The 22,749-nt window shown below is 69.0% G+C and carries 23 protein-coding genes (1 of these 23 only partly in view); 11 read left to right on the top strand and 12 right to left on the bottom strand.

Annotated elements, in window-relative coordinates; translation table 11 throughout:
- Positions 1-10 precede the first annotated feature (10 nt).
- The 9 genes from GDI_RS13955 (at position 11) to mltG (ending at position 9,084) form a co-directional block, all read left to right on the top strand.
- A complete protein-coding gene (locus GDI_RS13955; RefSeq protein ID WP_050935055.1) occupies positions 11-2,140 on the top strand; it encodes a M13 family metallopeptidase in 2,130 nt (709 codons plus the stop codon).
- Positions 2,141-2,233: 93 nt separating this feature from the next.
- A complete protein-coding gene (locus GDI_RS13950; protein ID WP_041249493.1) occupies positions 2,234-2,992 on the top strand; it encodes a glycine betaine ABC transporter substrate-binding protein in 759 nt (252 codons plus the stop codon).
- Between the two features lie 2 nt (positions 2,993-2,994).
- A complete protein-coding gene (locus tag GDI_RS13945) occupies positions 2,995-3,831 on the top strand; it encodes a hypothetical protein (protein ID WP_012227167.1) in 837 nt (278 codons plus the stop codon).
- The gene (locus GDI_RS13940) at positions 3,828-4,340 is read left to right on the top strand and encodes a YdcF family protein (RefSeq protein ID WP_012227166.1); all 513 of its coding nucleotides are present in this window, start codon (positions 3,828-3,830) and stop codon (positions 4,338-4,340) included. Before GDI_RS13945 ends, GDI_RS13940 begins: the two co-directional genes overlap by 4 nt.
- Before the next feature lie 92 nt (positions 4,341-4,432).
- Entirely contained in the window at positions 4,433-5,404 is a 972-nt protein-coding gene (fabD, locus tag GDI_RS13935) for an ACP S-malonyltransferase (protein WP_012554936.1), read from the top strand.
- A 46-nt stretch (positions 5,405-5,450) separates the two neighbouring features.
- Positions 5,451-6,200, top strand: coding sequence for a 3-oxoacyl-[acyl-carrier-protein] reductase (gene fabG, locus GDI_RS13930; protein WP_012227164.1), 750 nt, complete (start codon positions 5,451-5,453; stop codon positions 6,198-6,200).
- Positions 6,201-6,462: 262 nt separating this feature from the next.
- Entirely contained in the window at positions 6,463-6,702 is a 240-nt protein-coding gene (locus GDI_RS13925; RefSeq protein WP_012227163.1) for an acyl carrier protein, read from the top strand.
- Between the two features lie 44 nt (positions 6,703-6,746).
- On the top strand, positions 6,747-8,033 hold the full coding sequence (gene fabF, locus GDI_RS13920; RefSeq protein WP_012554938.1) for a beta-ketoacyl-ACP synthase II: 1,287 nt from the start codon (positions 6,747-6,749) through the stop codon (positions 8,031-8,033).
- A gap of 31 nt (positions 8,034-8,064) precedes the next feature.
- Positions 8,065-9,084: an endolytic transglycosylase MltG gene (gene mltG, locus GDI_RS13915; RefSeq protein ID WP_012227161.1), complete on the top strand. Its 1,020-nt coding sequence runs from the start codon at positions 8,065-8,067 to the stop codon at positions 9,082-9,084.
- On the opposite strand, the gene GDI_RS13910 is transcribed toward mltG, so the two are convergent.
- The 9 genes from GDI_RS13910 to GDI_RS13870 form a co-directional block, all read right to left on the bottom strand.
- Positions 9,056-9,895 (bottom strand): lipid-binding SYLF domain-containing protein, encoded by an 840-nt coding sequence (locus GDI_RS13910; protein WP_012227160.1) that lies wholly within the window; start codon positions 9,893-9,895, stop codon positions 9,056-9,058. The genes mltG and GDI_RS13910 overlap by 29 nt on opposite strands.
- A 146-nt stretch (positions 9,896-10,041) precedes the next feature.
- Positions 10,042-10,830, bottom strand: a complete 789-nt coding sequence (locus GDI_RS13905) for an inositol monophosphatase family protein (RefSeq protein WP_012227159.1) — start codon at positions 10,828-10,830, stop codon at positions 10,042-10,044.
- A 72-nt stretch (positions 10,831-10,902) separates the two neighbouring features.
- On the bottom strand, positions 10,903-11,400 hold the full coding sequence (locus GDI_RS13900) for an MmcB family DNA repair protein (RefSeq protein ID WP_012227158.1): 498 nt from the start codon (positions 11,398-11,400) through the stop codon (positions 10,903-10,905).
- A gap of 9 nt (positions 11,401-11,409) precedes the next feature.
- On the bottom strand, positions 11,410-12,507 hold the full coding sequence (locus GDI_RS13895; RefSeq protein ID WP_012227157.1) for a glycosyltransferase: 1,098 nt from the start codon (positions 12,505-12,507) through the stop codon (positions 11,410-11,412).
- 5 nt (positions 12,508-12,512) lie between these two features.
- Positions 12,513-13,283: an NTP transferase domain-containing protein gene (locus GDI_RS13890; RefSeq protein ID WP_012227155.1), complete on the bottom strand. Its 771-nt coding sequence runs from the start codon at positions 13,281-13,283 to the stop codon at positions 12,513-12,515.
- Positions 13,280-14,062 (bottom strand): sterol desaturase family protein, encoded by a 783-nt coding sequence (locus GDI_RS13885; protein ID WP_012227153.1) that lies wholly within the window; start codon positions 14,060-14,062, stop codon positions 13,280-13,282. Before GDI_RS13885 ends, GDI_RS13890 begins: the two co-directional genes overlap by 4 nt.
- Entirely contained in the window at positions 14,059-15,192 is a 1,134-nt protein-coding gene (locus GDI_RS13880) for an LptF/LptG family permease (protein WP_012227151.1), read from the bottom strand. Before GDI_RS13880 ends, GDI_RS13885 begins: the two co-directional genes overlap by 4 nt.
- Positions 15,189-16,397, bottom strand: a complete 1,209-nt coding sequence (locus GDI_RS13875; protein WP_012227149.1) for an LptF/LptG family permease — start codon at positions 16,395-16,397, stop codon at positions 15,189-15,191. Before GDI_RS13875 ends, GDI_RS13880 begins: the two co-directional genes overlap by 4 nt.
- A 16-nt stretch (positions 16,398-16,413) precedes the next feature.
- Complete coding sequence (locus GDI_RS13870) at positions 16,414-17,337, bottom strand: metallophosphoesterase family protein (RefSeq protein WP_012554944.1); 924 nt, start codon at positions 17,335-17,337, stop codon at positions 16,414-16,416.
- A gap of 166 nt (positions 17,338-17,503) precedes the next feature.
- Between GDI_RS13870 and GDI_RS13865 the strand changes: the two genes are divergently transcribed.
- Positions 17,504-18,457, top strand: a complete 954-nt coding sequence (locus tag GDI_RS13865) for an acylglycerol kinase family protein (protein ID WP_231854132.1) — start codon at positions 17,504-17,506, stop codon at positions 18,455-18,457.
- On the top strand, positions 18,457-19,416 hold the full coding sequence (locus GDI_RS13860; protein WP_012227145.1) for a hypothetical protein: 960 nt from the start codon (positions 18,457-18,459) through the stop codon (positions 19,414-19,416). Before GDI_RS13865 ends, GDI_RS13860 begins: the two co-directional genes overlap by 1 nt.
- Positions 19,417-19,420: 4 nt before the next feature.
- Here the strand turns inward: GDI_RS13860 and spt are convergent, their stop codons facing one another.
- The 3 genes from spt to GDI_RS13845 all read right to left on the bottom strand — a co-directional run.
- Complete coding sequence (spt, locus tag GDI_RS13855; protein ID WP_012227144.1) at positions 19,421-20,623, bottom strand: serine palmitoyltransferase; 1,203 nt, start codon at positions 20,621-20,623, stop codon at positions 19,421-19,423.
- Between the two features lie 3 nt (positions 20,624-20,626).
- On the bottom strand, positions 20,627-20,878 hold the full coding sequence (locus GDI_RS13850) for an acyl carrier protein (protein WP_012227143.1): 252 nt from the start codon (positions 20,876-20,878) through the stop codon (positions 20,627-20,629).
- Between the two features lie 196 nt (positions 20,879-21,074).
- A protein-coding gene (locus GDI_RS13845; RefSeq protein ID WP_012227141.1) for a fatty acyl-AMP ligase crosses the window boundary here: on the bottom strand, positions 21,075-22,749 show its 3' portion. 62 nt of this gene lie beyond the right edge of the window; 1,675 of the gene's 1,737 nt are visible here — the last part of the coding sequence; its start codon lies beyond the right edge, outside the window; its stop codon occupies positions 21,075-21,077.

Below are 22,749 nucleotides of genomic sequence, written 5' to 3'. Positions count from 1 at the left end.
AGGGAGCAGGATGTCAGATTTCACGGGATACGGATCGGGCCGTCGGGGCGGGCGGGCGCGTGCGTCGTTGCTGTGCGGAACGGCATTTCTGGTTGCGGCCGGACTGCTCGCCTCCGGGGGTGCCCGGGCAGCCGATATCGCGCAGACCTCCGCCGCCAAGGAGCCTGCCGCGCCGTCCTACGGCACGTGGGGCTTCGACATGGCGGGCCGCGACACCGCGATCGTGCCGGGCAACGACTTCTTCGGGTACGCCAACGGCCGTGCGGTGCATGACATCGTCATTCCCCCGGACATGACGGCCTATGGGCCGTTCAACATGCTGCATGAACTCTCGCGCCAGCGCGTGCAGACCATCCTGCGGGACCTGTCGGCCCATCCGGTGGCGCAGCCCGTGACGGTGGACCAGAAGCTGGGCACCTTCTATTCGACCTTCATGGACGAACAGGGGATCGAATCCCTGGGCGTCCGTCCGCTGGCCCCCGGGCTGGACGCGATCCGCGCGGTGGACACCCGCACGGCCTTCGCCGCCCTGCTGGGCCGGGCGCAGTCGGGTTTCCAGTATTCGCTGTTCGGGCTGGGAATCCAGCCCGACGCCAAGGACCCGACCGTCTATGCCCTGACGCTGGACCAGGCCGGGATCGGCCTGCCGGACCGCGATTATTACCTGAAGCCCGCGATGGCGGCGAAGAAGACTGCCTATCAGGCCTATGTGCGGCAGATCCTGACCATGATCCAGTGGCCGGACGCGGCGAAGATGGCGCCCGCCATCGTGGCGTTCGAAACCCGGCTGGCCGGTGCGCACTGGGCGCGGCAGGACATGCGCGACCCCGACCGGACCTACAACCCGATCACAGTGTCGGACCTGCGCAAGCGCGCGCCAGGCTTCGACTGGGCGGCCTACCTGACCGGCGCCGAACTGCCGCCCGGCATCGTCACGTCGGGCACCCTGATCGTCGGCGAACCCGATGCCGTCGTGGGCGAAGCCCGGATCGCGTCCGAAACCGACCTGGCCACGCTGCGCGCCTGGCTGGCTTTCCACCTGGTGGACAACGCGGCGCGCTACCTGCCACGCGCGTTCGTCCAGGCCTCGTTCGACTTCAACGACAAGACCCTGGGCGGCCAGCCGCAACTGCCCGAGCGCTGGAAGCGCGGAGTGACGGTCACCAGCAGCGCGATGGGCATGGCGCTGGGTCAGACCTATGTCGCGCGCTACTTCCCGCCGGCCTATCGCGATACGATGCGCGCCCTGACCGGCGAACTGAAGGCCGCCTTCCGGGTCCGGCTGCAGCATAATGAATGGATGGGCCCGCAGACCCGCGCGGCGGCGCTGCAGAAGCTCGATCATTTCACCATCCAGATCGGCTATCCCAACCGCTGGCGCGACTACAGCACCCTGCCGATCCGCCAGGGGGACGCGTACGGCAACGCGGAACGGGCGGTGGCCTTCGAATGGCGCTACTGGCTGGGTCACCTGGGCCACCCGGTGGACCGGGACGAGTGGGACATGACGCCGCAGACCGTCAACGCCTACAACAACCCCCTGTTCAACGAGGTCGTGTTCCCCGCAGCGATCCTGCAGCCGCCGTTCTTCAACCCGAAGGCCGACCCGGCGATCAATTACGGCGCCATCGGCGGCGTGATCGGGCACGAGATGACGCATTCCTTCGACGACGAGGGGCGCAAGTTCGACTACCTCGGCCGACTGAAGGAATGGTGGACCAAGGACGACGCGGCCCGCTTCGACAAACTGGCGGCCCGCTTCGGCGCGCAGTACGACGCGTTCCAGGTCCTGCCGGGCGTGCATGTGAACGGCAAGCTGACGATGGGCGAGAACATCGCCGACCTGGGCGGCCTGACCCTGGCGCTGGATGCCTATCATGCGTCGCTGCACGGCAAGCCCGCGCCGGTGATCGGCGGACTGACCGGCGACCAGCGCGTGTTCCTGGGCTGGGCGCAGGTCTGGCGGCAGAAGATGCGCGACGATACCGTGCGGGCGCGGATCATGACCGACCCGCATTCCCCGCCGCAGGCGCGGGTCAACCTGCCTATGCATAATATCGATGCCTGGTATCGGGCATGGAACGTCAAGCCGGGCGACACGCTCTACCTCAAGCCCGAGGCGCGCGTGAAAATCTGGTAACGGCGGGCCCGCGTCCCGGCTTTTTGTCCCTCCGGCCCCTTGCGCAAACGGGTTCCACCTGCTGGAACCACCCCGAATACGGGGAGAGGTGATATGACGACGGTGACGCTGGGCCATCCGGATACCATTCTGCACGCGGCGGCGGCGGCGGCCGTGGTGCGCGTGCTGGAGGCCTACGAGATGGAGGTCGAATACGTCACCGGGACCCGGAACGACCTGTCGGCGGCGATGGCGGCGGGCGGGATCGACCTGTTCGTGTCGGCCTGGCTGCCGGATATCGATCCCGACTGGCTGGCCCCCGCGCTGGGGATGGAAGCGTTCGGCGGGCTGTACAAGCCCGTCTTCGGCTGGGCCCTGCCCGAGGGCAGCGCCCCGTACGTCGTCACTATCGCCGACCTCGCCACCGATGACGGCACGGTCAGCCGCAACATCGTGACACCGGAGTCGGTGATCGAACGGGTACGGCAGGGCGTCGCCGCCTATGGCCTGACCGAATGCGGCTTCACCCTCGACGCCCGCCCCGACGAGGACGCGTTCCAGCACGCCGCCCAGGCGATCGAAACCGGCGAAGCCACGATCCTGCCGCTCTGGCAGCCCCATTTCCTGCATCATGGCGGCCGGCTGCGCCTGCTGGACGACCCCAAGGCCGGACTGGGCGGCGAACAGCAGGCACGGTTGCTGCTGCGCACGGCGGCGCGCGAGACGCTGGATTCCGACCTGCTGGACGAACTGGACGAACTGACGCTGGGCAACAAGGTCGTCAGCGCCCTCGATTACGCCATGCGTCGCGAGGGCATGAGCGCCGACGAGGCCGCCGAGGCCTGGCAGCGCGGCAAGCTGCTGCCGCGCTAAGGATGTCCGGCTTCCTGCACGAGGTCGATTACTGGCTCTTCGGTGCGCGCCGCGCGCGGTCGCAGCCGCTCTATGCGCTGGTCGAGGGGGCGGAAGGCGCCCAGGCGTTGGCCGCCGACCTTGCCCGTGCCGGCCGGCCCGGCGGCGTCACGCGCCTAGACCCCTCCGCCACGCTGCGGGACGCGCCGTATGATTTCATCGCCTGCGACCTGCGCCCCCATGCCGGCCACAACCTGATCCTGGCCGATCTGGCGGGCCTGCTGGCGCCGGGCGGCGGCATGCGGATCACGGTCGCGGCTGCGTCCTGTGACGTGCCCGGCCTGTTCGGGCTGCTGGATCGCGCGGGATTGCAGGCCGCCAGCCTGATTCCGCCCTTGCTCTATGACCCGGACGCGTTCCAGCCCGATCCCGGTCCGTATTCATGCCTTCCCACCGTGCCGGACCGCATGCGGGCCGCCGTGGGCGAATCGCTGGCGGGCGACGTGCCGGCCCACGTGGTCTACGCCCGGCGGGCCGGCGACGATATCGGCTGGGCGGACCCGATGGACCGCGCCGCCGTCCCCATCCTGCGCGATGGGTCGGGCGTCGAACTGGTACGGCGAATCCGGCTCGAGGACGACCGCCTGCCGGTCACGCTGGGTACCCGAATCGTCGCCCTGAAGGTGCCGCCGCAGACGCGGGGACTGGTGCCGCTGCTGGACGGCGCGCGCACGGTCGCCGATCTGGTGGCGATCATGGTGTCTCGCGGCGTGCCCGCCGAACGGTTCGATGCGATCTGGCGGACGATGTTCGCGACCCTGTCGGGCCTGAACCAGGTGTTGCTCCAGGCACCGCCGTGACGGCGGCGCTGCCCGTCGTGATCTTCGGGGCCGCGGTCCGTCCGGACGGCACGCCGACCGCCACCCTGCGCCACCGGACCGAAGCCGCCATCGCCTATGGGCGCACCCTGCCGTCGCCGCTGTTCATTCCCACCGGCGGCAGTCCGGACGGCCGTCCGACCGAAGCCGCCCTGATGGCGGACCTGCTGCGCGCGGCCGGGGTGCCGGATCGCGCGATCGTGGTCGAGGACACGGCGCGGGATACGCTGGATTCGGTGCTGGCCTGCACGGCCCTGCTGCGGGCCCGGGGGTATCGCGGCCCGGTCGCGGTGGCCAGCAGCGCCTATCACCTGCCCCGGTGCCTGGTCCTGATGCGCCAGGCGGGCTGGCGCGTCGTGCGTGTGCCGCCGCCCCGGGTGCCGGCCTCGCGTCATCTCGGGCGCCGGTGGTTCTGGCGCCTGCGGGAAATCCCGGCCCTGCCGTGGGACATGCTGCTGCTGGCCCGTCAGGGACGCGCGTCCGGCGATTGACCCGGGCGATTGACACGGGCGACCTCCTGCCGCCATCTCGCGGGCCGGAAGGCGCACCATCCATGCGCAACATCTTGAATAACGAGGACGCCATGCCTGTTCACGCTTTCATCTTCCCCGGCCAGGGCAGCCAGTCCGTCGGAATGGGAAGCGAACTCGCGGCAGCTTTCGCCCCGGCGCGCGAGGTGTTCCAGGAAGTCGACGACGCGCTGGACCAGAAGCTGTCGGCCCTGATGTTCGAAGGACCGATGGAGGACCTGACCCGCACCGAAAACACCCAGCCCGCCCTGATGGCCGTGTCGCTGGCGGTGCTGCGGGTGCTGGAGAAGGAAGGCGGCCTGGACCTGAAGCGCACGGCTGCCCTGGTCGCCGGCCACTCGCTGGGCGAATATTCCGCCCTGGCGGCGGCCGGCGCGCTGGGTATCGCCCAGACCGCGCGCCTGCTGCGCCTGCGCGGCACCGCCATGCAGAAGGCGGTGCCGGCGGGCGAGGGCGGGATGGCCGCGCTGATCGGCGTGGACCTGGACCAGGCCCGCGCCATCTGCGCCGAAGCCGCGATCCTGCGGACCGAGGGCCAGCCGGACCGGACCGAGACGATCGAAATCGCCAATGACAATGGCGGGGGCCAGATCGTCATTTCCGGCCGCCTTTCGGCCGTCGAGCGGGCGATCGGCGTGGCCAAGGCGCGCGGGGTGAAGCGCGCGCTGCTGCTGCCGGTGTCGGCGCCCTTCCATTGTTCGCTGATGGCCCCCGCCGCCGACGCGATGGGCGAGGCCCTGGAGAGGGCCGAGATCGCGCCGCCCGTCGTGCCGGTGGTGGCGAACGTGTCGGCGGCCAAGGTGACGGACCCCCAGGCGATCCGCGACCTGCTGGTGCGCCAGGTCACCGGGACCGTGCGCTGGCGCGAGAGCGTCGAGGCGATGGCGGCGATGGGCGTCGACAGTTTCGTCGAACTGGGCGCCGGCAAGGTGCTGTCCGGCCTGGTGCGGCGCATCGTCCCCGACGCGGCGACCCGTTCGGTCGGCACGCCGGCGGACGTCGAGGCATTTCTCGCGACCCTGTGATGGATCGCTTTATACGGACTGATATTCTAGGGACGAGGACAGGCTGATGTTCAGGTTGGATGGCAAGACCGCGCTGGTAACGGGCGCATCGGGGGGAATCGGTGCCGCGATCGCGCGGACCCTTCACGCCCAGGGCGCCCGGGTCGTCCTGTCCGGCACGCGGGAGTCCGTGCTGGCCCAGGTCGCGGCCGAGATCGCGCCCGACGGCACGCGGGTCCATGTCTGCCCGGCCGACCTGTCCGACCCGGCGGCGGCCGACGCGCTGGTCGCGGCGGCCGAGACGATCGCCGGCGCCCCGCTGGACATCCTGGTCAACAATGCGGGCCTGACGCGCGACGGGCTGGCGATTCGCATGAAGGACGAGGACTGGAACCGGGTGATCGAGGTCGACCTGGCCGCCCCGTTCCGCCTCTGCCGTGCTGTCCTGAAGGGCATGCTGCGGCGCCGGGCGGGCCGGATCGTCAGCATCGCCTCGATCGTGGGCGTGACCGGCAATGCCGGACAGGCCAATTATTCGGCGGCCAAGGCCGGCATGATCGGCATGAGCAAGTCCCTGGCCCAGGAAGCCGGGCCGCGCGGCGTGACGGTCAATGTGGTGGCCCCCGGCTTCATCCAGACCGCCATGACCGACGTGCTGTCCGACGCGCAGCGCGAAAAGCTGCTGGGCGGCATTCCGCTGGGCCGCATGGGCCAGCCGGACGATATCGCCGCCGCCGTGGCCTATCTGGCGTCGGACGAGGCGGGATGGATCACCGGCACGACCCTGAACGTCAACGGCGGAATGGCGATGCCCTGACGGGGCCGATTCCGCTGGACGGCGAAGGGGATATGACGGAAAACAGTGCGCTTTTGCCGGATTCGTCCAGGCGCCGGGCGGCAGATTGTGGCGGAAACACGATCCCCGCCTTGGCGACGGCCGAGAAACCGTGCTAATCCGCCGCTGCTTCGTCCGAAGCGGGCTGGACGTGTTTCCCGCGGTTCCGGTTTGCGGGACGTCAGACAGGACGAATGAATTTCGAACCGCCCGTTTCTATGGGGCAGACAGGAAGCGAAGACAGATGAGCGAAATCGCCGACAAGGTTAAGAAGATTGTGGTCGAACACCTCGGTGTCGAGGAAAGCAAGGTCACGCCGGAAGCCTCCTTCATCGACGACCTGGGCGCCGACAGCCTTGACACGGTCGAACTGGTGATGGCGTTCGAAGAAGCCTTCAGCGTTGAAATTCCGGAAGACGCGGCCGAAAAGATCGCGACCGTGAAGGACGCGATCGACTACATCGAGAAGCAGAAGGCCGCCTGAAGTCGGCCGGGAAATCGGATTTCGTGATCAGGGAGCGGAGCGGGTTGATACAGTCTGCCGGAGTGGCGTCGGAACGTCGACGCGTCGTTGTCACCGGTATGGGCATTGTCAGCCCGCTCGGGCTGGGGCTCGAACATAACTGGTCGCGCCTGATCGCGGGGGAAAACGGCTTCGGCCGTATTTCCTCGTTCGACCCATCCGATCTGCCCGCGCATGTCGCGGGCGAAGTGCCTGCCGGCCCGACCGCCGAGGGTCGCCTGACCCTGTCGGACTGGGTGCCCGTCAAGGACCAGAAGAAGATGGATCGCTTCATCCATCTGGGCCTCGTCGCGGCGACCGAGGCGGTCGAGGATTCGGGCTGGAAGCCGGAATCCGAGGAAGATCGCTGCCGGACCGGCGTCATGATCGGCTCGGGCATCGGCGGCCTGCAGACGATCTACGATGCGTCGGTGACGGTGCATGAGGGACGCGCGCGGCGCCTGTCGCCCTTCTTCATCCCGTCCGCGCTGATCAACCTGGTCTCGGGCCATGTGTCGATCAAATACGGTTTCAAGGGACCGAACCATTCGGTCGTGACCGCCTGCGCCACCGGCGTGCATGCGATCGGCGACGCCTCGCGGCTGATCATGCTCGGTGATGCCGACGTCATGGTCGCCGGCGGGGCCGAGGCCGCCGTCTGCCCGCTGGGCATCGCGGGCTTCAGTTCGGCGCGCGCGCTGTCCACCGCCTTCAACGACACGCCGGAAAAGGCGTCGCGTCCCTGGGACCGCGACCGCGACGGCTTCGTGATGGGCGAGGGCGCCGGCATCGTGGTGCTGGAAGAGTACGAGCACGCGAAGGCCCGCGGCGCCAAGATCTATGGCGAAGTCATCGGATACGGCATGTCCGGCGACGCCTATCACATCACCGCCCCCGCCGAGGGGCACGAGGGCGCCTATCGCGCCATGCAGGCCGCCGTGCGCAGCGCCGGGATCGACGTGGCGGATATCGGCTACGTCAACGCCCACGGCACCTCGACCATGGCGGACGACCTGGAACTGCAGGCGGTCGAACGCCTGTTCGGCGACGATGCCGGCAAGGTGGCCATGTCCTCGACCAAGTCCGCCATCGGCCATCTGCTGGGCGCGGCCGGCGCGGTCGAGGCGATCTTCTCGATCCTGGCGATCCGCGACAATGTCGCACCGCCCACGCTGAACCTGGACAATCCGTCTCGCGAGAGCGCGATCGACCGGGTGGCGCACGAGGCCCAGCGCCGCAAGATCGATATCGCCCTGTCGAACAGCTTCGGCTTCGGGGGCACCAACGCCAGCGTCATCCTGCGCGGCGTCTGACCGGCCGCGCCATCGGCCGCCGACAGGCAGGATGTTCAAGCGCCTCATTATAACCGGCCTGCTGCTGCTGGCCCTCCTGTGTATGGGGGCGGGCGGCGTCGCGGGCTGGGCATGGTGGCTGTATGGCGCGCAGGGTCCGGCCACGCAGGCCCGTGCGGTGGTCGTGCCCCGGGGCGGCCTGGGCAGCACCGTCGCCACCTTGCAGCATGCGCGGGTGATCCGGGACGGACGCCTGGCCGCACTGGTCTTTCGCGTGGCAGTGCATCTGACGCGGCGTGACGGCGTCCTGCATGCGGCGGAACTGGAATTCCCGGCCTATGGCTCGATTCGTGACGCGCTGTTCGTGCTGCGCCACGCCCGGCCTGTGCTGCATCCCATAACGGTGCCCGAGGGCCTGTCGGTCATCCAGGTCATCGACCTCGTCGATCGCGCACCGGTGCTGTCCGGCCCCATGCCGTCGCTGGCCGAGGGCGATGTCCTGCCGCAGACCTATGATTATGAATGGGGCACGTCCCGCGCCGCGTTGCTGGCACGGATGCGGGGCGCGATGGACACGACCCTGGATGCGGTCTGGCGCGATCGCACGCCGGTGCCCGAAATACCCGACCGGCGCACCCTGCTGATCCTGGCATCGATGGTCGAGCGCGAAACGGCGATTCCCGCCGAGCGCAAGCAGGTGGCGCGCGTCTTCATCAACCGGCTGCGTCTCGGCATGCGCCTGCAATCCGACCCGACGGTGGTCTATGGCATCAATCACGGGGCAGGGCCGCTAGGCCACGCGCTGACCCGCGCCGAACTGGCGGCGCCCAGCGCCTACAATACCTATACCCTGCCGGGCCTGCCCGTCGGCCCGATCTGTTCGCCGGGCCGCGCCGCGCTGGACGCGGTGGCGCACCCGGCGGACGGCGACGCCCTGTATTTCGTCGCCGACGGCACGGGCGGCCACGTCTTCGCCGGTAGCCTGGCCGATCATAACCGCAATGTCGGTGCCTATCGGGCGCGTAAGGAACCGCAGGGGGCCCTTACGGGGGCGACAGGGGCTGGGCGTTGATGGGGCCGGATGACGGCGCGGGGGTGACCTGCGCCGGTTCACCGCCCGCCGGCGAATAGGCCCCCGGCGGGCCCGCCGGGGGCGGCATCGCGGGTGCGGGCGCGGCTGAGGCCTGGGCCTGCACCTCGCTCAGCGCGCTGCGCAGCGGGTCGGCACCGGGATTGTTGACGCGCATCGAGATCACGATGTCCTCGGGGCCGACGATCTGGTTGTAGTAGGACCGGTTGGCACTGCTGTTGACCGACAGTTTCGACCCGCCCAGCGCGGCGCCGGCGAACAGGCCCTTGGATTTCTGGATGGCCATGATGTCAGTGTTGCGCTGGCCGGTGGTACCGCTCTCGATCCCCGACCCCATGGTGGCGAACGATGCCCCCGCGTCGGCGCCAAGCTGGAACTGGTTGTCCACCAGCGCCTGCAGCCCGCGATCGGTCATGACGAAGAACATGACCTGGGAATCCTGCATCCCGAGCTGGACCCCGACAGTGGCCGAATCCAGGGTGAAGAAGGCCGCGTCCGACCACGACCCCCGCGCGTCGCGCGACAGCAGGACGCATCCGCCCCCCGATCCGCCGAACCCGATCGACATGCGGAAGATCGACGGGCAGACCATCACCGCGCGGGCCTTGACCATATAGCGGGTGATTTTGCTGTCCGGACGGGCACCGGCGAACATGTCGCGTACGGTCAGGGTGGCGCGGTCCACCAGGGATTGCTGTCGCTCGCTGCTCGCCAGGGCCGAACCGGCCGGCAGCGCCAGTACCGCCGCCAGCACCGCCAGCGTCCCGCGGGAAAGACCGTCTCGCAAAGACATGCTCCGTTTTCTCCCAGAACATCCATTATCGGATGCCCGTTCAGATAATGTGCGAAATGCGTCCGGGTTTACCGAACCGTTCGGACAATGACCCGGACCAGATCCCTGTTCCTAGTGATTTTTTATGGCGCAACCATGGCCATGGGTCAGTCCAGCGGAACCTCCAGCGCGACCGCCAGATCGGCGGCTATTCCAGGCGCCGCCGCAAGAAGGGTGATCCCGCCCTCCAGCCCGCCATCGCGCAGGAAGGGCGAGACGCGTGCCCCCGCTTCCTCCAGCAGGACCAGGGCCGCCGCCACGTCCCACAGGTTGATCACGATCTCCAGATAGCCGTCCAGCCGCCCGCAGGCGACGTCGGCCAGGGCCAGCGCGCCCGACCCGCTCGAACGCGGCATGGCCCCCAGGCGCAGGATGGTCGCTGCCTTCTCGGCGAAGACGCCGTCGGGCACGCGGCTGCTCCACCCCATCTCCACCATGGCCGAGCGCGTGTCCGTCACCGCCGAGGCCCGGATCGGCCGGCCGTTGAGGAATGCGCCGTGCCCGCGCACGGCGGTATAGGTCTCGCCCAGCGCCGGGGCCTGGATGATGCCCGCGACCGGCTGGTCGCCGTCCAGCAGGCCCAGCGACACGCACCAGCGATTGCGCCCGCGCGCATAGTTCGATGTCCCATCGATCGGATCGACCACCCAGCGCAGGCGTCCGGTGCGGGTGCGGCCTTCCTCCTCGCCCTGGAATCCGTCCTCGGGGAACAGGGTGTCGATCCGCGCGGAAATCAGGGCCTCGACCGCGCCGTCCGCCTCGGTCAGCCAGTCCTGGGCGCTCTTCAGCTTCGCGGTGGGGCCGCCCGAGGGCGGACGCATGGACATGGCCAGGTCGGCCGCGTCGCGGACAATGGACCGTGCGGCTTCGAACCGGCACAGGATGGCGTCTGACATCGGTGGCCCTCTCTTGATCAGCGTCTGGCAGCCTGCATGGCGTACAATGCGGTTCCTGTCAGCCGGGTGGCGTCATTCGACCCGTCGCGCGGTCCGCAGCGCGGCGGTCACGGCGGGGTCGTCCAGGCGGCCCAGACGGGTGGCGGCCTGCATGGCGAACAGATGTGTCAGCTTGCGCCGCCGCGCGGGCGCCAGGGCCGAGGTCGCCGAGTCGCGCAGGATGGCGCTCTCCGCGATCACGTTCAGCCCGCCGGGCACGGCATCGGTATCCGCGACCATGATCCCGGCCGTATCGGGCAACAGGTCCCGGGGGAAGCCCCGGTCGACGGCGAAGAAAAGCTGGTCGCACCAATCCCGGTAGCAGGCCCATTTGGCATCGGTCAGGAAATCGCGCGGACCGGATTTGATCTCGATGCAGACGAAGCCGTTATCCGGCCGCAACGCCATGATATCCGCCCGCCGCCCGTCCGGCAGGACCAGTTCGTGCAGCGCCGCCCAGCCCATCTGGCCGCAGAGATGGACGACGGCGCGGCGAATGGCGATCTGGTTCTGGACAAGGTCGATGGGCATCGCGGCGCGTCACGGTCCCGTCCCGGCGTTCGCCGGGGGCAGGACGCGCTCCAGGATCGCCCGGCCGGCGGCGTCGAAGCGCGCGGGGGCGAAACGGTCCAGCACGTGGGCGCGTGCCGCCTGTCCCATCCCGGCCAGGGCTTCCGGCCGGCGCAGCATGTGTGCCAGCGCGGCGGCCAGGGCGGGCGCGTCTCCGGGGGGAACAAGCCGGCCGGATATCCCGTCCGTGACGGTATGGGAAATCTCGCCGACCGAGGACGCCAGCGGGGGCAGGCCGGCCTGCATGGCCTGATGCACGGCAATGCACAGGCCCTCGCGCCGCGACGGCTGCACATAGGCATGCTGCGCTGCCAGGAAGCCCGACACGTCGGTGCAGAAGCCATCCAGGCGAAGGGTCGTCAGCCGCAGGTCGCGGATCAGGGCTTCAAGCTGCGGCCGGCCGGCGCCCTCGCCGGCGATCGAGATCGAAAAGGGCGGCAGCGATCCGTCCGTCTTCAGGATTGCCAGCGCGTGGCACAGGACGTCATAGCCCTTGGCCCAGTGCAGCCGTCCCAGCGACCCGATCCGCACGGTCTCGCCCGGCTGCCAGGGGCGGGCGACGGGGCAGGCCGGGTCGGCGCGGAAGATCGGCCACAGCGCGGCCCGGTCGGCCGGAATGGCCAACCGGTCGCGCATGAAATCCATCACACAGCGTGAATCGGCCACCCAGATACGGCTCAGCCCCCGCAAGGCGCGCAGCAGGCGGATATTCGCGCGGCTCAGCCCCGCATTATGCTGCCAGCTGACGACGGGAACGCGCCGCGCCAGCCCGACGACCTGTCCCAGCACGGTGGCCCGGGTCAGCGATGTCCAGATCAGGTCGGGACGGTATGCCCCGATGCACCGGTCCAGCCAGCGCAGGGCGGCCAGATGGTCCTTTTCGCCCCCCGGTCGCACCTGCACCGGCAGGGAGGCCGCCTGCAGGGCCGGCAGCGCACGGCCGTCGCGGCGGGTCAGCGCGAACAGGGCGACGTCATGTCCGGCCCCGCGCATGACGCGGGTGATGTCCGGCACCGGAAAGGCGGCCCCCCCGCCTTCGAGCGAATTGATGACATAGGCGATGCGCATGGGATTCAGGCGGCGGCGCGCGCCAGGATCGTCTCGACCAGGGCCAGGTCGGCGGGCTTGTCCACATCCACCGCCGCACGTCCGTCGGGCAGGGCGACCAGCCTGACCGAGGCATGGCCCAGCATCCCGATCCGGGCGCACAGGGCGGCGCGCGTCAGCCGCCCGGTCAGGTAGCGGACCAGCGTCCCGATTCCCAGCAGGCGGGCCATGCGCAGCGGGTGCTTGCGTTCCTGTTCAAGGCGCTGCCATGCCCGCACCACGCCGATGGCGGCCGGGGTGCGGAACAGGAACAGGTTGCAGCCTGAAAACGCACCGTCCGCCAGGCGGATCATCGTCCGCCTCGTCGCCGGCACGTCGCGCGTGATGTCGGCCGCCATCGCGATGGCGGCGGCCATGTCGCAGGTCCCGCCGGCCGAATCCAGGAACGCATCGATCCATTCCGGCCGCAGCAGCGCGTGGTCCGCCGTCGTGACCAGCAGCGGCGTGCCCAGGGTGTGCAGGGCCGCCATCACGCTGGCGCTGGGGCCGGGCGCCGGCGGCAGGAATTCGACCGGATGGTCCAGCAGGCCGGCCAGGATATCCGGGGTCTCGATACTGATGACGATGCGGCCGATCCGGGGATTGGCGGCCAGTGCGTCCACGACCCGCGCGATCATCGGCCGGCCGGCCACCGGCAGGATGGCCTTGTGCGATACGCCGGCCGCGCTGGCCATGGGGTCGGACGCGCCGGCGCGCGTGCCCGCCAGGACCAGGACGTTCAGCGGGCCCGATGTCACGTCACGTTCCGTCGGGGCACCGCGCCGTCCGGGCGGTCGCGCGGCGGGGCGCCGGTCCGGTCCATCACCCAGGGATAGCGGGCGGCCTCGGCCGTGTCATAGCCCAGGTTGAACACGCTGGGGCTGCGCGGCCGGGCGCGCGTATCGCCATAATAGCTGCCGAAGACGCGGTCGACGACATAGCTGGTGATGCCGAAATTGCCGTCCTCGTCATGGAAATGATGCAGGACGTGAAGCTGCTTCATCTTCTGGATCCAGCGCGCCCGCGGCTTGTAGTTCAGGTGCTGGATGCAGTGGAAGAATTCATAGATGCAGGTAATGACCAGCCCGGTCCCCAGCGCGGCCGCGGCCCCGCCCACGTGCCCGATCAGGTAGCCGATCGGCAGGGTGATGATGGCGATCGTCGGGATGGTGTTCAGCGGCGAACCGAACAGGACGTCCAGAAGATGCGGGTCCTGGTGGTGGTCGAAATGAATGCGCTTCCACAGTCCCGCCGTCAGCTTGATGCGATACAGGAAGCGTCCATGCAGGATGTAGCGGTGCAGCAGGTACCACGTCACCGGATAGACCAGGATGACCGCGCCGACGGCGATCGCGGTCGGCTGGATACCGGGAAAATTCCGTCCCAGCACCGCGAAGCTGCACACGGCCAGGACGATGTAGAGAAGGATGGTCGGATAGGTCAGGTAGGCGATCCACAACTGGCGAAGATTCATCTTCCCCAGGTCGAAGCTTCGCCCGGTGCGAAGGTTCGTGTTGCGCAGTGTCGAGCCGATCATGTTTCTTCTATCCTTAACATCAGGGCGCTGACTGCGAATGTGAAGATCACGATACCGGGCAGCGTCGCCGCCAATGCCGGCAGAGAACCCGCATTTCCCAGTGCCTGCAACAATCCCTGGAATACCACGAACAGCAGGCCGGCCCCCAGGCACCAGACTGGCAGCCAGCTCCGCGTGCCGCTACGCGGTGGGATATAGACCACCGGGATTGCCAATAACAACATTACCATGAATGTCAGCGGGGTCAGGGCGCGGCCCAGCAATGCGGTGCGCAGGGCCGCGGGCGGCTGGGTGGACGGCGCGCGGTCGCGCATCATCGCAACCATGGTCGATGCCGCCAGTGGCGGCGTGTCCATCGACAGCCGGACCATGTCATCGGGGCGCAGCCCGGCAGGCCACCCCAGGCCGCGCATCGGCCCGGCCGCTTCGGCTGCCGGCTCGGCGGGCGCCGGAATCACCTCGGACGGCAGCACCGTCAGGCCGCGCGCGTCGGTGCCGGTCCATTCGCCGTTCGCATAGTGCGCGCCGCCCAGATGCGCCACCCGCGACAGGCGGCCGGAACCGTCCCGGCCATAGACGTCCACCATTCCCAGTTCCCGCCCGCCCTGCGCGACATAGCCGACATCGACCAGCGTCGTCCCGCTGCGGAACCAGAAGCTGCGGCCGGCTTCGGGGTGGGGGTCGGTCAGGTTCCACCAGCGTGCCAGCGCCAGTTCCGCGCGCGGCGTCACCTGGTCGTCGATCAGGGTGGCGGCCAGCCCCAGCCCCAGCACCGCCGGCAGCATCAGGCGCACCAGCGCCGGCGTCGTCAGGCCGGCGGCACGCAGGATCGCGATCTCGCTGGCGGTCGTCATATGGACCAGCATGACCAGCGACCCGATCAGCACCGCCAGCGGAAAGATGCTGCCCAGCAGCAGGGGGGCATGCAGGGCCATGAAATACAGGGCGCCGCGCAGCCCCTGGTGCCGTTCCAGGATGGGCGTCAACTGTTCCAGCAGGGCCAGGATTTCCATCAGTGCCAGCAGGATCGCCCCCGCCGTCAGGATACGCCCGGCCAGTTCGCGCGTCAGGTAGCGGGTCAGCACCCCGCCGATCGGCGGTCCGGCGTGGTCATGGGGGGGGCGCCTCATCGCGGCAGGCCTGCCGCCATGCGGTGCGGAAGCCGGCCCAGCAGCCGCAGTCGCGATTGCCGCTTGCCCGCCGATCCGGCCCGGCGCAGGATCAGCCAGACGCACGCGAAGCCGAAGACCGCGAACGGCCCCCAGATGACCAGCCATGGCGACATCGACCGGCTGGCGACCAGGCTCAGTCCCAGTTGCAGTGCGTGATCGAACCCGACCAGGCTGATCGCGGCGATCGCCAGCCCCGTATTGTGCCGCTGCCGCTTGGCCATCCCGGCCAGCGCGCAGGCCAGGATCGGGATGAAGGGAATCGCCATGGCCCGGGCCAGGCGGAAATGCAGTTCGGCCACCAGATGGGTGCGGCGAATGGCCAGGTCGCGGTGGCGGATGCCGTGACGCAGTTCCAGGACGGTCAGTTCGCGCTCGTCATTGCCCCGGTTGCGGAAGGCATGGGCCTTGCTGCTGGTCTGGAAGAAGCGGGTCGTGGTGTCGAACGTCGTCAGGGTCGGGCGGTCGTCATTGCGGTCGGTGACAATGACGCCATGCGCCAGGTCCAGCCGGACGGTCGTGCCGTCGTCGGTCATCAGCAGCCTGCCGCTGTCGGCGGTGATGTCGCGTTCCAGCCCGGCGCTCTTGTCGCGGATGAAGACGCGGCGCAGCCGGGTTCCCGCCCCCTGGACCTGGTCGGCGGTCAGCATCAGCGTGTCGGACGGGGCCGCGAACATCCGCGCCTGCAGGTGCGGCGTCCAGCCCGCATGGCTGGCGATATACAGCGCCTGCCGGAAATCATAGCGGGCATAGGGCTGGATGAATCCGTACAGCGAGAACCCGACCAGCCCCAGCACCGCCCCCATGACGACGAACGGGCGGGCGATTCGCAGCAGCGACACCCCGCTGGCCATCAGCGCATCGATTTCGTTGTTCTGGCTCATGCGCCGCACGACCGAGAAGACGCTGACGCAGATGGCCGCCGGCAGTGCCAGCCCCAGGTAATGCGGCACCAGGTCGGCCAACAGGCCGGCGAAGATCTTCAGCGTCCCGCCATCGGACGCCAGCACGTTCAGCAGCGTCAGCAGCCGTTCCAGCAGCAGGGCCGTCATCACCACCCCCAGCGACAGCAGGAACGGCGGCAGCATCTGTCCGATCAGGTAGCGGTCCAGCGTCCCCGGAACGATCCTCCGGATGACAGGCAGGGTAAGAGGCGCGCGTGTCATGTCGCCTAACACATAATCAGATCGGTCGCGGGACGCGATAGACATCGAAGGACCAGGGCGGCAGCGCCCGGACCGGCTGGTCAAAGCCGACGATACGGCGATGGATCTCGGCGTGAAAGCCGCGATCGGTGGCCGTGACGCGGATATGGTGCCACGCCGCCATGCGCTCCTGCCGGTGCGCCCGCATGGATGCCGACGCGATTCCGAGCACCGGCACCGATATCGCCGGGCCGGGCAGGGTGGACACCGCGGACAGGTGCGCGTGTCCGTGCAGCACCATCTCCGCCCCCGCCCGGCCGATGACGGAACGGAACAGCCCGCTATCCAGCAGGGCCTTGCGGCGCGGCACCATGCCATCGACCGGTGGATGATGGATCATGACCACGCGAAACGCCCCGGCGCGCCCGGTCTCGTGCAGGATGTCGGCCAGGCGGTCCGCCTGCGCCGCGCCGATGCGCCCGGCGGCGGTAAACCACGGCATCGGCCGTGCCGAATTGACGCCGATCAGCGCCACGGACCCGACATGCCTTACATAGGGAAAATCATCCGGTGCCGCCGCCATCCATGCGGCCCATTGCCCGACCGAGTCCGGCCATGACTCGCGCACCAGCATGTCGTGGTTGCCCGGCACCACGAAGGTTGGTTCCGGCATGTTCTTTCGCAGCCATGCCGCCGCATGCCGGCATTCCACCGGCAGGCCCAGATTGGTCAGGTCCCCGGTCAGCGCCACCGCATCGGGCGCCGCGTCCCGCACATCCGCCGCCACGCGCTCCAGAATCGCGTCGACATGCAGGAAGCGCCGCCTGCGCCGCCAGGACCACTGGCTCATGATGCGCTTGTTCATCAACGCGCCGACCGGTAGGCGCAATCCGTCATGGGCCAGATGCGGGTCGGACAGGTGCGCCAAGGTGGTTGTGGTCGTGTTTGCGGTCTCGATCACGCGTCGTGCACTCCTCCGCCCCGCCATCCGGGCGGCCACCGCGTTGCGGCGTTCGGGACCAGGCCCGGCTTTCCGATCTTGCAATGCCGCCGGGAACGCGGCTTATGACCCTACGGATGTTTAAGGCACAGAGAAAGGGCGACACGGAGTGACCGAACGGTTCGCCTTGATTCACAACCCCCGCAGCCGCCGCAACGGGCGCGAGGACGGCACGTTTCGCAAGCGCGCGGCCCGCGCGCTGGGGGCGCTGTTCGTCCATTCGGCCACCCGGACCTCCCTGCCGGACATCGTGGCCGACCTGGCCCGGCGCGAGGTCGGGGTGATCGCGATCGACGGCGGCGATGGTACCGTCAGCGACGTCATGTCGGCCATCTATCGCTTCTATCCGGCCGATTCGCTTCCGGCGCTGGTGGTGCTGCCGTCGGGCAACACCAACCTGATCGCGGCCGATGTCGGGTTCGGCCTGCGCGGAAGCGCCGCGCTGGAACGCCTGACCGCCTTGGCGCGCGACGGTCATCTACGGCGGCACACGGCCCGGCGCGACGCGCTGACCGTTCGCTGGTCCGATCCGGCGCGCCCGGCCACACTGGGCATGTTCCATGGTGCCGCGGCCTTTACCCGGGGGATTCGGATCGCCCATCGGCCGGTCCTGCTGAACCGCTTTTCGCATGATCTCGCGGTGGGAATGGCCATCGCATCGTCGGTCGGGCGGCTGCTGCTGCGCTCCACGCGCCGCAAATGGCTCGCCGGCGATCCGGTCACGCTCACGGTCGGACAGGACGCGCCACGGACGCTGGACTGTTTCCTGTTCCTGGCCACCACTCTGTGCTGCCTGCCCGGCGGCATGTGGCCGTTCACGTCGCATAACGGGGCCGGACTGTCCTATCTGAACGTCCATGCCTTCCCCGAGCGTCTGGCTGCCGCGACATGGTCGTCGCTGCGCGGCGATCCCGGTGCGTGGATGGATGCGTCGCCCTCCTATGACCGGGGCAGGACCGACCGGCTGGGGCTGCGGATCGGCGCGGATTTTGTCCTGGATGGCGAAACCCTGGATTCCGGACCGGATGGCCAGACCTTCCTGTCGGCCGGGCCGGCCTTCGATTTCATCCGGGGGAGCTGATGGACCACCCGCATTTCGATTCGCCGGCGGCGGGACAGGTCGCGCGCCTGCTGATCGGCGAATTGATCCAGCCCGTCGCCCCCGACGTGACCGCGTTCGTCAGCCGGCTGGTGGGTGACGCCCCCGTCCTGGGGGTACTGTTCTACGGCTCGGGCCTGCGGCAGGCGGACCCGGACGGTATCCTCGATTTCTACGTCGTGCTGGACCGCCAGTCCGACTGGCCGCGCGGAGGCGCGGCGCTGGCGGCGAATACCCTGCTTCCGCCGAATGTCGAGTACCATGAATGGACGGAACAGGGGCGCTGCATCCGCGCCAAGGTCGCGATCCTGACGCTGTCGCAGTTCCGGGCGCTGACCGGGCGCGCCACGCTGGACACCACGATGTGGGCGCGTTTCTGCCAGCCGGTGCGTCTGGTCTGGGCGCGCGACGACCAGGCCGCCGACCGGATCCTGCGCTGCCTGGTGCGCGCGGTCGGCGTGGCGGCGTGGTGGGCGGCTTGCCTGGGTCCCGAACAGGGAACGGCGGCGATCTACTGGCAGCAGCTTTTCGCCCATACCTATGAAGCCGAGTTGCGTGTCGAATCCGCCGGCCGCGCGCAGGTGCTGCTCGCCGGACAGCAGGACCGGTATCGCGACCTGCTGATCGCGGCCTGGACGGCCTCGGGCCTGCCCTTCACCCAAACGGGGGATGTCCTGCATCCGCTGCTGTCGGCCGCGACGCGCGCCCGCGCGCGCCGGCAATGGCAGGTGCGCGCGGGAATGGGGCGGCCCCTTAACATCGCGCGCCTGGCCAAGGCCGCGTTCACCTTCGCCGGGGGGGCCGGCTACATCGCCTGGAAGATCCGGCGCCATTCGGGTTTCGATCTGAAAATTCCGCCCTTCGCGGCGCGGCATCCGCTGCTCTGCCTGCCGTGGCTGTTGTGGAAGCTGCGGCAGGCAGGCATCTTTACACGGCGGTAACGCGCTACCCGGCCGCGCGCAGGCCCATTTCCCCGGCCACGGTGGCGAAGATCTCCACGGCACGATCGACCTGCGCCGGGCTGTGCGTCGCCATGACCGACGTGCGCAGCAGCGGGTGCTGGTCCGGGGTGGCCGGCGGCAGGCTGAGATTCACGTACACGCCCAGGTCCAGCAGCCGGTTCCAGAAATGGACCGCCTGGCCGACCTCGTCCAGCACCACCGACACGACCGGGCTGGCCTGCGGGCCGGTGCGCAATCCGGCGGCATTCAGTCCGGCATGCAGGCGCCTGGCATTGTCCATCAGCGCGTGCCGCAGTTCCGGCCGCCGCTCCAGTTCGTCCAGCGCCGCCATGGTGGCCGCGATGACGTCCGGCGGCAGCGAGGCTGTGAACATATACGGCCGCGAGCACAGGCGGATCAGGTCCAGCCCGTCATGGTCCGACACGCAATAGCCGCCGACCGTGCCCAGGCTCTTGGAGAAGGTGCCGACCACGAAGTCGATGTCGCTTTCGACCCCGTCGGACTCGGCCACTCCGCGGCCATGCGCGCCCATGACGCCGAACGAATGGGCTTCGTCCGCCAGCAGCCACGCCCCGGTCTCGCGCTTCACGGCGGCGAATTCGGCCATCGGGACCACGTCGCCCATCATGGAATAGATGCCTTCGACGACGATCAGCTTGGCGCCGGGCGTGCCGTCCAGGCGGCGCAGGCGCTTGTGCAGGTCGTCGGGGTCGTTGTGACGGAAACGGATGACCTGCGCCTGGCTCAGCCGGCTGCCGTCATAGATGCTGGCATGGCTGTCGGCATCCAGCAGCAGGTAATCGTCCTTGCCGGCCAGGGCCGAGATCGTGCCCAGATTGGCCTGGTACCCGGTCGAAAACACCATGCAGTGGCGGCGCCGGAAGAAGCCGGCGATACGCTCCTCCAACTGGCGGTGCAGTCCCTGGGTTCCGTTGGCGATCCGCGATCCGGTGGTGCCGACCCCATGGGTCCGCAATGTCTCGATCGCGGCCTCGATCGCCGCTTCGGACTGGCTGAGGCCCAGATAGTTGTTGGTGCCGAACAGCAGCGTCTCCCGTCCCTCAATCAGCCCCACGGTCGAGGACAGGGGACGGTCGATGACGACGGAAAATGGATTCCGGCCTCCTCCCGCCGTCACGGCCGCGAGCGACCGGGACAGCCCATCATATTTGCTGAAGATCGACATGGCTCAGCCGGCCTGTTTCAGGGACACGATGCAGGCGGCCAGGTCGTCGATGGTGCGAATGTCGGCAAGCCGGTCGAGCGGGACGGACACGTCGAGCGAATCCTCGATTTCCATCACGAAATTCATGACCGCGAGTGAATCGAAGGCCAGGTCCTCGACGATCTTGCTGCTGCCGTTGATGTCGCGGGGAACCTTCGGGTTCGCCAGCAGCGTCTGGATGATCAGGGCAGAGACGTCTGCTACCGTTTCACTCATATATTTGCGTCCTTTTGCGTGGCCCGTCCGGGCCGCGCGGTGCGGCGCGCCGCAGTCGCGTCCCGGGCGGCGGCGGCCATCCCTGCCGGGCTGGCCGCCGCCCTCCGTGGAAAGAGGACGTCCTTATGATCGAAATCCGGTGCCTTGGCCAGCATCGAAGCGCGGGGCATCGTTGCGGGTACGACGGGGCGCCGCTTCAGGCGACGGATGCGGTTTCGGTAATGGTTTCGAACGCGCCGGACAGCAGCATGGCCTTGGCGCGCGCGCGCGTCAGTTTTCCCGAAGATGTCTGGGGCAGCGTGTGCGGCGGCACCAGGATGACCGAGACATCGACGCCGTGCTGCCGGCGGAACAGGCTCGCGGCCTCGCTGCGCAGCAGTTCACGTGCCTCGGGGGTGGACGCCCGGCACTGAATCAGCGCCACCACCGTCTCGCCCGTTTCCTGGTCGATCGAAAACACCGCGACGTCCCGGCTGCGCAGGGACCCGATCTCGGTCTCGGCCGACCATTCCAGGTCCTGCGGCCAGATGTTGCGGCCGTTGATGATGATCAGGTCCTTGGCCCGTCCGGTCACGACCACCTGCCCATCGAGCATGTAGCCAAGGTCGCCGGTGTTCAGCCATCCCGCGCTGTCCAGAACCCGCTGGGTCTCCTGCGGCTGGTTGAAATAGCCGCGCATCAGGCTGGGCCCGCGCACGAAGATGGTGCCGACCTTGCGGTCGGGCAGCGGCCGGCCCGCCGGGTCGCGAACCTCCAGTTCGTGCTCGTCCAGGACCTGCCCGCACAGCACGAACGTCCGCAGGGCATGCGACGGATCGTCCGAAGGGCGTGCCACGCCCTGGGTTTCCAGCACGCGCAGGTCGACCGTATCAGTCTGGATTCCGGTCTGCAGGGGAACGAAGCTGATGGCCAGCGTCGCCTCGGCCATCCCGTAGCTGGCGGTGAAGGCCCGCCCGTCGAACCCGGCGCCCGCGAATCGCTCGGCGAATTCTTCCAGGATGTGGTGGCGGATCATGTCGCCGCCGATCCCCGCGATCCGCCAGCAGGACAGGTCCAGCGCGATCGACGTGGCCCGCCGGGCGCACAGTTCGAAGCCGAAGGACGGGCTGTAGGAAATGGTGGCGCGATTGCGGCTGATCAGGTCCAGCCAGACATGCGGGCGCCGCGCGAATTCCCGCGTCGGCAGCATATCCACGGTCAACTGGCAGGTCATCGGGGTCAGGAAGAAGCCGACCAGCCCCATGTCGTGATACAGCGGCAGCCACGAGACGCAGCGGTCCCCGGTCTCGCGCACCTTCAACCCGTCGCGGGCGATGGCGCGGGCATTGGCCATGCCCGACCGCTGGGTGACGGCGACGCCCATCGGGAAGCGGGTGCTGCCCGATGAGAACTGCAGGTAGGACAGGTCGTCGGGGGACACGACGGGCAGGTCGATCGTATCCGCCGGCAGCGCCATCAAATCCGCCGGACGCCCCGCGAAGCGCAGATCGAAACCGCCCACGATGTCGTCGGTCCAGCCCGCGATGATATCGGGCACGATGACGGCGGCGGCGCCGGCGCTCTGGATCATGCCGCGCAGGGTGGCGACATAGCCCTCGCGGCCGCCGAATGCGACCGGCAGCGGCAGCGGCGCCGGCACCAGGCCGGCATACTGGCACCCGAAGAAGATGCGGGCGAAGTCGCCGTCGCTCTCCGCCACGACCGCGACCCGCTCGCCCGGGCGCAGCCCCAGCGTCAGCAGGCGGCGCGCCACCTCCACCGCCTGCGCGCGCAGGGTCCGGTAGGGCAGGGCTTCCAGAAGCTGGCCACGGCCGGAATAGATGTTGAAGCCGGCGTCACCGAGGGCCGCGTAATCCAGCGCTTCCGGAAAC

It is taken from the genome of Gluconacetobacter diazotrophicus PA1 5 (genome assembly GCF_000067045.1).
Lineage (GTDB): Bacteria > Pseudomonadota > Alphaproteobacteria > Acetobacterales > Acetobacteraceae > Gluconacetobacter > Gluconacetobacter diazotrophicus.
Note: the sequence above shows the minus strand (reverse complement) of the source record. Positions and strands in the feature narration are given on the sequence as shown.